This window comes from Secundilactobacillus mixtipabuli (assembly GCF_002217925.1).
Taxonomy (GTDB): Bacteria; Bacillota; Bacilli; order Lactobacillales; family Lactobacillaceae; genus Secundilactobacillus; species Secundilactobacillus mixtipabuli.
Genome location: NZ_BCMF01000009.1, coordinates 38504 through 52134, shown reverse-complemented (window position 1 = coordinate 52134; position 13631 = coordinate 38504). Strand labels below are relative to the sequence as shown.

Sequence of the window (13631 nt, the reverse complement as noted above, 5' to 3'; positions counted from 1 at the left end):
TGGTAAAATTCTCATTTACTTGCTGTTTCAATCTTGATCCCCAACTTTTGATTTTTATTGGTTTCAGCCTCTTTAACAGGAACTATTGCTGATTTTATTGTGCAATAATTTTCAAAATCTGCCGAGTTTGGTCAACCGTCAATTGTCCCGGCGCTGACAGCGTTGACGTGGTGGCGAAGGTTAGCACGCTGTTAAACGTCTGACCGGCTACCCGGGTAACGGCTCCCAATGGCCCCATAGCCATTGTAATAATCGGCTGGGAAATGGATTGGCTAGCCTGATGGGTTGCCAGCATCAGGTTCAAAACATCATCGTTATTTTCAGGCATGACAGCCAGTTTAACGATATCACCATCTAGTTGGGCCATTTTAGTGAGCTGATCGATCATTTCTGATTCCGATGGGGTGTGTTCAAATTCGTGATGGCTGATAATGGTTCGAACCTGATGTGCTCGAGCAAAAGTAATCAGCTGTGAAGTGATACTGGGATCACGTTGCCACTCGACATCAATGGCGGTAACCTCGGTATGTAGGATGATTTGCGTGTAAATCGCTAAATAATCGGCGTCTGCGATTTGGCGTTTACCGCCTTCGGCACGTCCGCGTAACGTCATGATTAAAGGCAAGTCGCCAAGGATTTCAATGAGCCGGTTTGCTGTGGAAAGCACTTCGGCAGTATCTTCTAAATTATTAAAGTAATCTAGGCGCCATTCAGCAATATCTGCGGAAGAAGAAACGGCTTCTCCTGCTTGGCCAATGACAATATTGGGATCGGCCCCTGTGAGCGGCACACAAATTTTAGGTACGCCGCTGCCTAACGAAAGTCCCTTGAAAGATACGGGTGTCATTTGAACGATGATCCTCCTTTAGTTAATCTATTTCTCATCTGAATTTAGCATGTTTAAGTAGGGGAAGCAAGGAAAGATGCGAAAACCGCACATTGGTATTTTACATCTGGATGACAAAGTTTGGGAAAGCATTCATTCTAATTGAAAATTAATAATAATCAAGTAGAATATCTTCTATTATTGAGAAAGTTTAGGTGAGTGACTTGGAAGCAACTGAGCAATTAGCTGCAATTAGTAAATATACCTCGCAAAAATTGGCAGGCGATGCCACTGGTCATGGTATTGATCACATTAACCGGGTAGTGACGAATGCTAAAATGCTGTTGGCAGAAGAACCGTCAGCCGACTATTTGATAACGCTAAGCTCAGCTTATCTTCACGATGTGATTGATGATAAGCTGGTTTCTGACGTATTAACTGCGCAACGGAATGTGGAGCGTTTTTTAAGTTCAATCGGTTTCGGTCCAGATCAAGTGCAGACGGTGATGTTTATCATTAACAATATGTCATTTAGTAAATCACTAACGGATGATCAGCACCCATTACCATTAGAGGGTCAGATTGTTCAGGATGCGGACCGATTAGACGCTATCGGCGCAATTGGGATTGCTAGAGCCATCTATTACGGTGGACATCATAGTGAAAAAATTTATGATCCTAAAATCAAGCCACGTCAAAATATGACAAAGGCCGAGTACCGTAATTTAGATAACGAAACGATTATTAATCATTTCTACGAAAAATTGCTGAAGTTGCCAGATAGTATGAATACGCCGGTAGCCAAAAAAATCGCCAAGGGGCGGCAAAAAACGATGACCGACTTTTTGGAGAATTTTAAAGCAGAGTGGAATGGTATGAGATAAGTAAACAAGAGGCTGTGACACAACTCGGTAGATTCCAGAATATAACCACAAATAACGTCATTCCAATGGGTTTTATCGGGATGACGTTATTTGTGGTTATATGGCCGGAATCTGAGTTGTGGAACAGGTTAAGGCTATATTCAAGTAATGGAACTAAAGTAAATTTTAGGCTATGTGTGAGTCGAGAAATTAGATTAAATCCTTGTCGACATAGACTTATGTCACACGCGTCTTGTTTATCAGCAGTATTCAGAAAGCAAGAGCGCCTATTCTTCTTCTAGTAAATCTACAAAATGACCATTTACCAGTTTGCAGACTGCCTCAGCATTCACTTTCACAGAACGGCCAATCTGCCCTGAAGAAACAATAATTTCACCCTGTTCTTTGGCGGTATTATCAAAGTAAATGGGGTATTTAAGCTTTTCCCAAATACCAATCGGGGTATTAGCACCGTGTTCGTAGCCGGTCGTCTTTACCAATTCTTTCAATGGCACCATGTTGACTTTCTTATTCCCTGAAGCTTTAGCTAACTTTTTAAGATCCAAGTGCGTATCTAATGGCAGAACACCGACAACTGGACCAGTCGTTTTCCCCGAAGCTACCAGCGTTTTATAGATGGTGTGCTGGTCGAAGGTGCTTTCATCGACATCCATTTGCTGAACGTCACCAGCTTCGTGAGTGGCAAATGATAACTGTACATAGCTGATTTTAGCTTTGTCGAGGATCTGTTCGACTAAGGTTTTATGTAATTGACTCTTTTTCTTCTTTTTTGACATAGTGACCATTCCTTACATAATAAATTTGGTGCAGTCCAGATAAACAATTAATAAGGACCAATTTAATGAATAGTGCGTTTCAATCTATCCGAACACTACAAAATCTGTTATACTCGATTTAATTATAAAATCAGTGAGCTGGTTGCAAGGGAGATTGGAATGACAGATTTAGTTTACAGAAGAGTATTGCACGACTTGAAATCGCGAATTCACGATAATCAGTTTCCAGACAAACGACTACCAGATGAGCGAAGTCTAAGTGAAGCATACAACGTCAGCCGTAGTTCAATCAAGCGCGCACTTAGTGTTTTAGCAAATCAAGGGATTATTTTCAAGAAACGCGGTTCCGGTACTTTCATTAACCCATTATACATGAAGAACCAGACGATTTTTCACTATGAGGGGTCAAATCTAGGGATTACCGACAGTTTTAAGAGTGATGGTCAAACGCAGGGCATTAAGTTATTGTCCTTCAAAGTGGTTCCGGCTAATGAGGAAATGCAGCAGGATCTGTTCTTGGAAAAGGGCGATTTTGTGTATGAAATCAAGCGGCTGCGATTGTTTGATGACCATCCATTTATGATTGAGCGCGGGTTTATTCCAATTAGAATTGTACCGGAATTATCGCAAAAAGTTGTGTCTGGTTCAATCTTTAATTATTTAGAAGACGTTCAAAATAAGGTGGTTACCAAGTCATTTATGACGGTCAAAGTGGCGCCATCAAACGAAGAAGATCAAGACTTGTTAGGGTTAAAACCAACTGAACCGGTTGCCATTATGGAAGGTATTTTCTTCCTAGATGATGGTACACCGTTTGAAGTGTCTAATATGCGTTTACGCTATGATTACTTTAATTACAACACGTTTGTTACTTTGGATGAAGAGTAGCAGACCGGCATTGGATGAGTGATTAAGCGAATGATTGAGGGTTAGGGGCGCGTCGCGTGCCGCTAACCCTTTTAGTTTATCTTAATGATAGCAAGTAAATTAAATCAAGTAGGAGTAGTCCCATGAGAATATTAAAGGCAGTTGTCCACGTGATGGACAAGGATTCAGGCAATGTTGTGGTGTCGCATCAGGCGGTTGACCCAGGTAACGTGGTTATGGAGGAATATCTCCAAAAGCTCATCGACAAGTTAATGAAAACTGAGTATACGGAAACCAACCTTGAGGACTGTCAGGTTGTGAAACAGCTCGTAGATGATCCGGCTAATTTTGTTGATCATTCCGCTCAAATTAGTTTGGCCTTTTTTGATGCTATCAAAGGCGCTACCAAAATCAGCGGCGGCGACCTGCTCTTTTTCCGCGCCCAAAACGATGATTTGGTTGAGCTGACTGGGATGGTTAAGCTTGACTACACCGCGAAGTATTCGCATGCGATCGAGTATGATAATGACACGTTGGTCAATACCATCATTCAAAATAAAACCATTTTGCCAGCGCCGGTTCAAACGGTTAAGGACGGGTTCTTGGTCATGGGAAATACGATCCGCGTTCAATCGAAGAAGTATGACAACAATGGTGAGGATTGGAGCTTCGCCCAAAATATTTTGAAAATTCCACCAGTCAAAAAAGTCTCTGAACACATTAAAGTCATCGAAAAAACGGTGAAAGAAACGGCTAAGAAGTATACTGAGACTGACGTACTAACAGTACCGGAGACTCATAAAGCCGTTTATGAGAGTATTAAAAAGGACGAAAGTATCGATAGTGACTACGTTGCAGACACCGTCTTTCAAAATAATCCGGAAGCTAAAGTCGCTTTTAAAGAAAAGCTGAAGGAACGCGGGGTTGCGGAGACGGTGCGGGTGCCAAACGCACCGATCTTTGAGAAAAAGTATCAAAAGCAAAAAATCAAGCTTGGCAACGGGATTGAAATGACGGTGCCGGTAGACGTTTTGAAAAATAAGGACGTCGTTGAGTTTCGAACCAATCCTGATGGCACCATGTCTGTCATTGTGAAAAATGTTGAACGAGAATAAATAACAAAATGGCCAGCCCTGTGTATCACGAGGACTGACCATTTTTGCTATTTGTTTGCTGCCTTCAATCGACGTACTTGAATATCATCGACGATCTGGTCTAGCGTTATTTCCGCCATACTTTGTTCAGCTTGTGCCTGAACTTTGGCATATGCATCATTAAGTGCACCTTGAATATTCGCACCAACCAGACAATTTGGGTTAGTTTTTTCGTCAACATGCAATAGGCTGTGATCATCCTCGACAGCATTATAAACTTCGAGCAACGAAATTTCGGCAGTGGGCTTGGATAAGGACGGCGCGGCAATACCAGGTTGGGTGACTAATAAGCCTGCCTTAACTAAGGCTGACATGAGACGTCGGACTAAGCTTGGATTTGATTCGATGCTCAGCGCGATGCTATTACTGGATAAGTCGCCATCATCTTGAAAGATGTCGATATAGGCAAGGACGTGCACGGCATCGCTTAATTTGTGAGAATACTTCATCTTAATAACCTCGATTAAATAGTGAATCCATTCTATAGCAAATGCCCGTCCCGATACAAGCCGTTACTTATAAGATTGAATTAAATCAGCTATATCGGTTTGCGGACGACCCAGTACAGCAGTCAAATCACTGGTCTCTTCCGTTAAATCACCGCTATTAATGAGTGCTTGAATTGACGTCACGATTGAAGCTGTACCAGAATCCAGTCCATTGTCGATCAAGTTTTGCTGGTAGGTGGCCTCACTTTCAGCACGGACTTCAAACGGCTTATCACTGACTGTCTTCACAATTTCGGCCAAATCCGAATACGAGCGAGACGCACCCGCAAATTCATAAATCGCCTTGGGCTGATCAAGCGTCATGACCTTAGCAGCCGCATCAGCATAATCACTTTCAGCTGCCCAGCCGACGCGGCCATTCCCAGCCACGTATTCGAAAGGGTGACCCTTTAATGCAGCCTTGATTGGGTCTAAATCATTTTCCAGATACCAGTTATTACGCAGAAAACTGTGAGGAATGCCACTAGTTAAAATGGCTTTTTCGGTATACTTATGGTCTTCGCTCAGAGGAGATTGAGCTGATTCCAGTTGCGGATAGCTCGTATAGGCTATATAGCTGACACCCGCCGCCTTAGCCGCGTTGATGACGTTTTGATGCTGCGTTTGTCGCGGCATTTCAGCACCAGGGATTGATGACACAAACAGCAATTTATCAACGCCGGTTAATGATTGAGTCAAACTTTGCTGGTCTGTATAATCGCCTTTTCGAACTTCAATACCAGCAGGAACTGATTTTGAAGCTTTATCGACATTTCTTGCTAAAGCAATGATGTGAGCATCTGGCACTAATTGTACCAGTGTGGTTAATGCTCGGTTACCAAAATGGCCGGTGACGCCTGTTACAGCATAAGTTGTCATGATATTACCCCTTTTTAAGTGTTACTTTTTGATTAACATGTTATTTGTAATGTAACACCTTGTAAATAAGCTGTCAATTGCAGTGATTAGGGTGTTGGGGAATGCACTGCGTAAACTAGTCATAGTTAAAGCCAATTGAGATGGTATTTTCAGTTTTTGACGGTTAATGTAAACGCGACAGTCATCGTCAAACTCTTTGATATCGGCGTTTGGCTGTTTTATTTTAGTCACTTGATTTTGTCTAGAAATTGGACCGCATCAATTTTCAAAGCGGTTGACTTTTATGTAAATGGGACTATCATAGTGGGTGTAAATTATCGGTACAATACGTATCTGGTAATTCACGCCTCATATTCAGCTGCATTGATTACGTCGTGCAGTTATCTTTAATCAATTAAAGGAGTGTTACTCTAATGGCAGAAGATTACGATTCCAAACAGTATTTGGAAGGCGTTGACACGTATTGGCGTGCCGCCAACTATTTATCTGTTGGTCAACTATATCTACGGGACAACCCATTATTGAACCGCGACTTGACTTCAGACGATGTTAAAATTAAGCCGATTGGTCACTGGGGAACAATTGTTTCTCAAAACTTTATCTACGCACATTTAAATCGGGTCATCAAGAAGTATGATTTGAATATGTTCTACATTGAAGGTTCAGGGCATGGTGGTCAAGTTATGGTTTCTAACTCATATCTTGATGGCAGTTATTCAGAAATCTACCCTAACATTTCTCAAGACGAAAAGGGTCTTCAGAAATTATTCAAGCAATTCTCATTCCCAGGTGGCGTTGCCTCACATGCTGCCCCTGAAACACCAGGTTCAATCCACGAAGGTGGCGAACTTGGTTACTCACTTTCACACGGTACTGGTGCCATTTTAGATAACCCAGACGTAATTGCCGCTGTTGAAATTGGTGATGGTGAATCCGAAACTGGTCCATTAGCAACATCATGGTTCTCAGACAAGTTCATCAACCCAATTAAAGATGGTGCTGTTTTACCAATTATTAACATGAACGGCTTCAAGATTTCTAACCCAACCATCCTTTCACGGATGAGTGATGAAGACTTGACTAGCTACTTCAAAGGAATGGGCTGGGATCCAGAGTTCGTTGAAGTTAAGAACCCTGACGATCACGAACCCGTTCACGAAGACATGGCTAAGGCTATGGACAAAGCCATTGAAAAGATTCGCGCTATTCAAAAGAATGCCCGCGAAAACAATGATAATTCATTACCTAACTGGCCAATGATCATCTTCCGTTCACCTAAAGGCTGGACTGGTCCTAAGGAAGACTTCGATGGTAACCCCGTTGAAGGTTCATTCCGTGCTCACCAAGTTCCGCTACCAATTGCCTCAGGTGCTATGGAACATGCTGACCAATTAGTTAAGTGGTTGAAGTCATACAAGCCAGAAGACTTCTTTAATGAAGATGGCACAATCAAGCAATCCGTTCGTGATATGGCGCCTAAGGGCGAACAACGGATGGCTATGAACCCTATCACTAACGGTGGGATCAAGCCAGAACCATTGAAGCTGCCTGACTACAAGAAGTATGCTATCAAGGTTAAGACTCCAGGTGCTATCACTGCTCAAGACATGATCGTTTGGTCTGACTGGGTTGCTGATACCATGAAGATGAACCCTGATAACTTCCGTGCATTCGGTCCTGACGAAACGAAGTCAAACCGTTTGTACTCAATGCTTGATACTGGTAAGCGTCAATGGGAAGAATCAATCAAAGAACCTAACGACGAAAACATGGCTCCTCAAGGCCGTGTCATCGATTCACAACTTTCTGAACACCAAGCTGAAGGCTGGTTGGAAGGTTATGTCTTGACTGGTCGTCATGGCTTCTTCGCAACTTACGAATCATTTGGTCGTGTCGTTGACTCAATGTTGACACAACACATGAAGTGGTTACGTAAAGCTTCTGAACAATCATGGCGCAAGCAGTATCCTTCATTGAACTTCGTGGATACTTCAACTGTCTTCCAGCAAGACCACAATGGTTACACTCACCAAGACCCAGGTATGTTAACTCACTTGTACGAAAAGAAGCCAGAGTTAATTCGTGAATACTTGCCAGGTGACGCTAACACCTTGCTCGCCGTTGCTGATGTTGCATTCCGCAGCTATCAAACAATCAACTTGCTGGTTACTTCAAAGCACCCACGTCCACAATGGTTCTCAATCGACGAAGCCACTAACCTGGTCCACAATGGTTTAGGTTACATCGACTGGGCTTCAACTGATCAGGGTCAAGAACCTGACATTGTCTTCGCTGCTGCTGGTAGTGAACCAACTTGGGAAGTCTTTGCGGCCGTTTCATTGCTGCATGACGCATTCCCAGAATTGAAGATGCGGGTCATTAACGTTGTTGACATCTTGAAGCTTCGTTCACCAGAAAAAGACCCTCGTGGCCTGAGTGACGAAGAATTCGACCGTTACTTCACTACTGACAAGCCAGTTATCTTCGCCTTCCACGGTTATGAAGACATTGTCCGTGACATGTTCTTCGACCGTCACAACCACAACCTTCGTGTTCATGGTTACCGTGAAAACGGTGATATCACCACACCATTTGACATGCGTGTCTTGAATGAACTCGACCGTTACCACTTGGCAAAGGATGCTTTGCTGAGCATGCCAGAATATGCTATCAAAGGTGCTTCCTTCGAACAGCATATGGATGACATGGTTGCTAAGCACACGGCTTACATCCGTGAAAATGGTACCGATATGCCAGAAGTTAACAACTGGAAGTGGACACCACTTAAGTAATTCAATTGCTTAAAAGCATTTTAAAAGCACTTCGAGATTTAGTTCTCGAAGTGCTTTTTTGTCGAGTAAGATCGATATTAAGTAAGGAGATAGAATAAGGGCTCATTTCGTTGCGTGAAACCAGGCAGCTCGTCGTGGCTTGCTCCGGAGCTAGCACTTCGCTTCGCTCAGGGCGGATCTCCTCCGTCTGCGCAAAGCAGTAACCTTCCAAAGGACGGAAGCTAACTGCTTTCGACACCACGATCTGCCTGGTTTCACTCCACTGCATTTACGCTGCCGCATTTTAGTCAGCGGAACTGTCTGGTTGCTGTCGCAAATGGGTAAATATCAATAAAGGTAAAAACGTTTGTTAGCCCAATGGCTGATTAAATCACTTGACTGATAAACGCTCTGTATGTGACACTTAAAATATTCTGGATCCAAAAATAATAGAAAGAAGTTTGTAGAATAACTGATGAAACCTTCTAAGGTATTTTTAAAACCATTTGATTCATGGAGCAATGCTTTAGATATTTTGGGCGGTATCGGAATTGTGTTACTAATTTTGGACTGGTATTTCCCGTCTTTTTGGCTAACTAGTGTGTTAGTTTTGGATGGTTTTGTGGAGACGATAGGTATTATTGTTCTCATTATTCTGAACGAAAAAAAGAAAAGAAGACTAAGGCGGCATGAGAAACAATAAACTAGTGATTTACAAAAAAAGAGAAGCCAGAAGACTTTTGAAAGTCCTTTGGCTTCTCTTTTAATGTCACCGACCAAACTTCTTACTCCGCTACATGTACTTTGCCATGTTTAGTCAGCAGAATTGTTTGGTTGCTGTCGCAAATGCCCCTATATTAAAAAAGGGTCTAGACTGTCTAGACCCTTTTGGTGTTAACTTTAGGCCATTGGAGCTGGCAAGCAGAAGTAATTCTTAAGCGTACCAACTGAATAGCTGGTAAATAATTTGCTAAAGTGATTCTTGTTGAGGCGAACCGCTAACCGATACTGATAATTTCCCTTTTTAGAGATGTGTCTGTCAGGTAGCTTCAACATCTTTTTCTTCGCATAATAGTGAGTTAAATCGCCCTTTTGCTTAGTGGCAGTAATCTTTGTGGATGAAGTTGGTTTAGTACCGGTATTGCCATTGGCAAAGTATTCGACGTAATTATTTGAGGTAATGGCAATTTTGGGTGCCTTAATATAATTACTCTGGGTAGTAAATTGTTTGCCTTTAGCAATTGTTACAGGACGTGGAAACTTTCCTTTTAACACCTTTAAATTGCCACTGTATGGAACAGTCATTTCTGCGTTCTCGTTGTTATGTCTGATATCATAGCTTAAATCGCCCACATCAATTTTAGCGTAAACTTTATGATTTTTGGTTGTTGGTGCAAATAGATAAACACGCGTCTTTGCAGGGATGGTTAATTTGCCAGATTTGATTTGGCGAGTTGTTTCGGCATATGAATAACCTGAGTAACTTTTGGCGGAAACATTCGTTTGTGTCGACAGACCGATTCCGACAGCTGCTAACAATGTTGCTACGGTGAGACCAATCATTTTATTGAGTTTCATGTGAAATCCCTCTTCGTCGTTATAGTAATACTAAATAATAGTGAAAGCCACCTCATGAACTCGTTAAGAATCACCTACTGTATCACGGATGCGTGGAAAATCAATTTGAGAGCGTGAAACAGGGCGCTTAGATTATAAACAGCCTTTTAATATATTTGTGAACGCGCTCAAGCATTTACTTCCCTGGTTTATTTGATATGATAAACACAACGATGAACATGGCAAATGGGGAGGTGCATGATGCTAAAAATCGAACACTTATCGAAACAGTTTGGTGATTTACAAGCTTTAAGCGACGTGACTTACAACGTTAAAAAGGGTGAGATACTAGGCTTAATTGGTCAAAATGGGGCTGGTAAATCGACCACGTTTCATAGCATATTGAGTTTTATTCACTATGATGGAAAAATCAGTTGGGATGATCAGCCGATTAATGAGCGGGTCTTCGATCAAATCGGGTATTTACCTGAGGAACGCAGTCTGATGCCTAAGATGACGGTTGAACAGCAGATCCTATATTGGGCACGGTTGAAAGGTAAATCCGCTAAGCAAATCAAACCGGCGATTGATCAGTGGATGAAACGGTTTGAAGTGAAGGGTAAGAAGACTGATAAGATCAAATCATTATCCAAGGGGAACCAGCAAAAGGTTCAATTGATTTGTACGTTGATTCACCGACCATCGCTGATTATTTTGGACGAACCCTTCAGCGGCTTAGATCCGGTGAACGTGGATATTTTGGAGCAAGCCATTTTAAACGCTAAAAAAGAGGGCGCGGCAATCATCTTTTCCAGCCATGATATGGGCAACGTGGAAGCACTCTGCGATGAGTTGGTGATGATGCGCAGAGGTGAAATGATTTTGCATGGGGAGATTCGGACGATTCGTGAACAATTCGGGAAAAACGAAATCTTCGTGACAACGGATTGGCCAACGGCACAGTTATCGCAGTTACCTCATATCGTAGAAGTGACAGAACTTTCACATCATCGTTACCGGCTAAGGGTAGACGATCCCGCTGCCGGTAAACCAATTTTCCAGCAGCTCTCAAATGGCGAGTACATGGAAGAATTCAGCCAGCAACCGCCAACTTTAGACGAGATTTTCCGATTGAAAGCGGGTGACCCCAGATGAAAAAAATGTGGATCGTGACGCTGACCACTTATTTACGGCAGGTTAAATCGTGGAGCTTTGTGATTCTGGTGCTGTCGCCATTCATCATGCTGCTGGTGTCGTTTGGCGTTGGCTTTGTTTCTGCTAACTCAACTAGCAGTAGCGATGATATTGCGGTGATCGCCAAACAACCAGCGCTTCGTAAAGGCTACATTCAAGTCGCTGGTAAAGACAACGTGGATACTAAACTCACAACTGCGAAGGCAGCTCAGCATGCATTGAAGAAAAACGATATTAGTGGCTACGTTATTTTGAGTGCGGGTCAGCAGTACAGCGCGGTTTATCACGGTAAAGAAGCCATGTCAGCCTCAGATAAGGCCCAATTAACAGGTTATTTAGGCAAATTGCAGACCCAAAACAATGTCGCCCAAGCTAAGCTGACGCGGCAGCAGCTGAAACAACTGTCCGTACAGCCAGCCTTTAAACAGGTAGTTCAGAAACGCGAAGGTATCGTTAAAATGGCCCGCATGGTGTCATTTTGGATCTTAGTTTTCATGGTTTACATGATTTTAACCACGTACGCTTCAATTACGGCGCAGGAAATTGCTTCTGAAAAAGGGGCCAAAGTGATGGAAATGGTCTTTTCCAGTACCACTGCCTCTAAGTATTTCTGTGGTAAGATTCTGGGCGTGTTAATGGTGATTGCCACGCAACTGCTAGTATACCTGGCAGGCGGCTGGGTGAGCCTAGTCGCAGCTAAGCAGATGAACATGGCGAAACCGTTCTTTGACCAGTATGGCTCATTAGTTAATCAGGTCGTGCATAATCTCGTTAACGTTAACCTTCTGTTTTTATTCTTAGGCGTCATCATCTATACGATATTAGCGGCGTTCAGTGGGGCGTTAGTTTCGAAGGCTGAAGATGCTTCGAAAGCAGCGTATCCTGCCGTCTATCTCAGTATGATCGCTTTCTTTGCGACTTTCCCGTTCCAGAATAATGCGGATGCATTGATGGTCAAGATTATGTCCTATGTGCCGTTTTTCTCATCGTATTTCATGCCGTTACGGATCATTAACCAATCAGCGAGTTTCATGGAGATTGGCATATCGCTAGGAATTTTGATTCTGACAATCATCGGTTTAACTTGGTACATCAGCAGTATCTATAAAGGGCTGATTCTACAGGCGGATGAAAGTCACTTCTGGCAACGACTGCGTAGGGGCGTAGCTTATAAGTAGGTTTAAAGGAAAATGAAAACCAGTCCTCATTTCAAACAGAAATGGTGACTGGTTTTTTAATTTAAAAGATCAAGGCTTAAAGTTTGGTGCCACATGTGGTGTTTAAGTGAAAGATCATCTGGACAAGTTAGTGAACAGTACTAACTTCAGTCCGAGTAATTGGGACGGTATGAGTTAAATTATCCATGACTGGACATGTATTTTCTGCGAATTCGACAAATTCAGCACATTTTTGTTTTGATTCGTTGGTTTTGAAATGAACCGTAACTTCAATGTCTGAAAGACCCGTTTTATTTTGATTGCCCACCAAGGTGTAGTAGAGACTATTATATTTAAAGTTTTTTTGCTTGTTGAACGAAGCCATTACAATTGATTCACATGCACCCAATGCTTCCAAAATTGTTTCATAGGTATTTACATGAAAATCATTGGGTTCTGAGGAAAGTGTCAAGTTAAAATCTCGAACTTTAATATGATAATCTTTATCGGATATTTTATGATTAACAGAAACTTTGTAGGTTTCGATTGCCATGAGGGGAGCCTCCTTAGTTAATTTCAATACCATTTAGTTTTACGGGAATACCATTTGATAAAAGTTGCTCAATCGGACAATTCTGTTTTATCAGGTCGGCAAAATTTTGGCTTTTTTCCGGTGATTCATTAGTTTTGAATATCAATTTATAGCGAATTTCTTGAAAACCGTTTCGAATATCTGGATCGCCCATGAATCCCGCTGGATCAAGATCGCCTTCTAAATCAATGTTCAATTCTTGATAATTGAAGCCGTTTTTTGAGGCTAGTTTCATTGCAGTGTCTTGAAGGGAAGATCCTAATGAACAAAGTTCCAATTCCACTGGATTCATACCAGTATTGGTTCCTCCTGAATTAACTGGTTCATCAATTGTGGTATGAATACCACGAGAATGAACGTCAACTTGTAGACTGGAATTAGTTTTTCTGGCAGAAGCGGTGTACTGTGGCATAATATCTACTTCCTTTGAGTTATTGTGTAAGCGCTCACAAACACAGTATAACTGAATCCTGAATTAAGTCAATA

General features: G+C 42.2%; 14 protein-coding genes. 7 read left to right on the top strand and 7 right to left on the bottom strand.

Annotated elements, in window-relative coordinates:
• Positions 1 to 94 precede the first annotated feature (94 nt).
• The gene (gene aroD / locus IWT5_RS09425; protein WP_089109701.1) at positions 95 to 847 is read right to left on the bottom strand and encodes a type I 3-dehydroquinate dehydratase; all 753 of its coding nucleotides are present in this window, start codon (positions 845 to 847) and stop codon (positions 95 to 97) included.
• Between the two features lie 203 nt (positions 848 to 1050).
• Here aroD and IWT5_RS09420 point away from each other — a divergent pair, with 203 nt between their 5' ends.
• A complete protein-coding gene (locus IWT5_RS09420) occupies positions 1051 to 1710 on the top strand; it encodes an HD domain-containing protein (protein WP_089109756.1) in 660 nt (219 codons plus the stop codon).
• Between the two features lie 266 nt (positions 1711 to 1976).
• Here the strand turns inward: IWT5_RS09420 and IWT5_RS09415 are convergent, their stop codons facing one another.
• A complete protein-coding gene (locus IWT5_RS09415; protein WP_089109700.1) occupies positions 1977 to 2486 on the bottom strand; it encodes an aminoacyl-tRNA deacylase in 510 nt (169 codons plus the stop codon).
• Between the two features lie 159 nt (positions 2487 to 2645).
• On the opposite strand from IWT5_RS09415, the gene IWT5_RS09410 reads away from it, so the two are divergent.
• Both IWT5_RS09410 and IWT5_RS09405 read left to right on the top strand, forming a co-directional pair.
• Complete coding sequence (locus IWT5_RS09410) at positions 2646 to 3374, top strand: GntR family transcriptional regulator (RefSeq protein ID WP_089109699.1); 729 nt, start codon at positions 2646 to 2648, stop codon at positions 3372 to 3374.
• A gap of 122 nt (positions 3375 to 3496) precedes the next feature.
• Positions 3497 to 4468 carry a nucleoid-associated protein gene (locus IWT5_RS09405; RefSeq protein ID WP_089109698.1) on the top strand — a complete coding sequence of 324 codons (972 nt, stop codon included), beginning with the start codon at positions 3497 to 3499 and terminating at the stop codon, positions 4466 to 4468.
• A gap of 47 nt (positions 4469 to 4515) precedes the next feature.
• On the opposite strand, the gene IWT5_RS09400 is transcribed toward IWT5_RS09405, so the two are convergent.
• A complete protein-coding gene (locus IWT5_RS09400) occupies positions 4516 to 4956 on the bottom strand; it encodes an Rrf2 family transcriptional regulator (protein ID WP_089109697.1) in 441 nt (146 codons plus the stop codon).
• Positions 4957 to 5019: 63 nt separating this feature from the next.
• Positions 5020 to 5874 carry an NAD(P)H-binding protein gene (locus IWT5_RS09395; RefSeq protein ID WP_089109696.1) on the bottom strand — a complete coding sequence of 285 codons (855 nt, stop codon included), beginning with the start codon at positions 5872 to 5874 and terminating at the stop codon, positions 5020 to 5022.
• A 413-nt stretch (positions 5875 to 6287) separates the two neighbouring features.
• Between IWT5_RS09395 and IWT5_RS09390 the strand changes: the two genes are divergently transcribed.
• Both IWT5_RS09390 and IWT5_RS09385 read left to right on the top strand, forming a co-directional pair.
• Positions 6288 to 8666 carry a phosphoketolase family protein gene (locus IWT5_RS09390; RefSeq protein ID WP_089109695.1) on the top strand — a complete coding sequence of 793 codons (2379 nt, stop codon included), beginning with the start codon at positions 6288 to 6290 and terminating at the stop codon, positions 8664 to 8666.
• A 454-nt stretch (positions 8667 to 9120) separates the two neighbouring features.
• Positions 9121 to 9348: a hypothetical protein gene (locus IWT5_RS09385; protein WP_089109694.1), complete on the top strand. Its 228-nt coding sequence runs from the start codon at positions 9121 to 9123 to the stop codon at positions 9346 to 9348.
• 197 nt (positions 9349 to 9545) lie between these two features.
• Here the strand turns inward: IWT5_RS09385 and IWT5_RS09380 are convergent, their stop codons facing one another.
• Complete coding sequence (locus IWT5_RS09380; RefSeq protein WP_089109693.1) at positions 9546 to 10223, bottom strand: hypothetical protein; 678 nt, start codon at positions 10221 to 10223, stop codon at positions 9546 to 9548.
• 240 nt (positions 10224 to 10463) lie between these two features.
• On the opposite strand from IWT5_RS09380, the gene IWT5_RS09375 reads away from it, so the two are divergent.
• Together IWT5_RS09375 and IWT5_RS09370 are read left to right on the top strand one after the other, a co-directional pair.
• The gene (locus IWT5_RS09375) at positions 10464 to 11357 is read left to right on the top strand and encodes an ABC transporter ATP-binding protein (protein WP_089109692.1); all 894 of its coding nucleotides are present in this window, start codon (positions 10464 to 10466) and stop codon (positions 11355 to 11357) included.
• Complete coding sequence (locus IWT5_RS09370) at positions 11354 to 12574, top strand: ABC transporter permease (RefSeq protein ID WP_089109691.1); 1221 nt, start codon at positions 11354 to 11356, stop codon at positions 12572 to 12574. Before IWT5_RS09375 ends, IWT5_RS09370 begins: the two co-directional genes overlap by 4 nt.
• Positions 12575 to 12701: 127 nt before the next feature.
• Here IWT5_RS09370 and IWT5_RS09365 read toward each other — a convergent pair whose 3' ends face one another.
• Positions 12702 to 13106, bottom strand: a complete 405-nt coding sequence (locus IWT5_RS09365) for an OsmC family protein (RefSeq protein WP_089109690.1) — start codon at positions 13104 to 13106, stop codon at positions 12702 to 12704.
• A 13-nt stretch (positions 13107 to 13119) separates the two neighbouring features.
• A complete protein-coding gene (locus tag IWT5_RS09360; RefSeq protein WP_089109689.1) occupies positions 13120 to 13557 on the bottom strand; it encodes an OsmC family protein in 438 nt (145 codons plus the stop codon).
• Between the last annotated feature and the right edge of the window lie 74 nt (positions 13558 to 13631).

What these genes read in the sequence shown, in the direction of transcription:
- aroD (WP_089109701.1), bottom strand. Translation starts at nt 847, where the DNA reads ATGACACCCGTATCTTTCAAGGGACTTTCGTTAGGCAGCGGCGTACCT.
- IWT5_RS09415 (WP_089109700.1), bottom strand. Translation starts at nt 2,486, where the DNA reads ATGTCAAAAAAGAAGAAAAAGAGTCAATTACATAAAACCTTAGTCGAA.
- IWT5_RS09410 (WP_089109699.1), top strand. Translation starts at nt 2,646, where the DNA reads ATGACAGATTTAGTTTACAGAAGAGTATTGCACGACTTGAAATCGCGA.
- IWT5_RS09405 (WP_089109698.1), top strand. Translation starts at nt 3,497, where the DNA reads ATGAGAATATTAAAGGCAGTTGTCCACGTGATGGACAAGGATTCAGGC.
- IWT5_RS09400 (WP_089109697.1), bottom strand. Translation starts at nt 4,956, where the DNA reads ATGAAGTATTCTCACAAATTAAGCGATGCCGTGCACGTCCTTGCCTAT.
- IWT5_RS09395 (WP_089109696.1), bottom strand. Translation starts at nt 5,874, where the DNA reads ATGACAACTTATGCTGTAACAGGCGTCACCGGCCATTTTGGTAACCGA.
- IWT5_RS09390 (WP_089109695.1), top strand. Translation starts at nt 6,288, where the DNA reads ATGGCAGAAGATTACGATTCCAAACAGTATTTGGAAGGCGTTGACACG.
- IWT5_RS09385 (WP_089109694.1), top strand. Translation starts at nt 9,121, where the DNA reads ATGAAACCTTCTAAGGTATTTTTAAAACCATTTGATTCATGGAGCAAT.
- IWT5_RS09380 (WP_089109693.1), bottom strand. Translation starts at nt 10,223, where the DNA reads ATGAAACTCAATAAAATGATTGGTCTCACCGTAGCAACATTGTTAGCA.
- IWT5_RS09375 (WP_089109692.1), top strand. Translation starts at nt 10,464, where the DNA reads ATGCTAAAAATCGAACACTTATCGAAACAGTTTGGTGATTTACAAGCT.
- IWT5_RS09370 (WP_089109691.1), top strand. Translation starts at nt 11,354, where the DNA reads ATGAAAAAAATGTGGATCGTGACGCTGACCACTTATTTACGGCAGGTT.
- IWT5_RS09365 (WP_089109690.1), bottom strand. Translation starts at nt 13,106, where the DNA reads ATGGCAATCGAAACCTACAAAGTTTCTGTTAATCATAAAATATCCGAT.
- IWT5_RS09360 (WP_089109689.1), bottom strand. Translation starts at nt 13,557, where the DNA reads ATGCCACAGTACACCGCTTCTGCCAGAAAAACTAATTCCAGTCTACAA.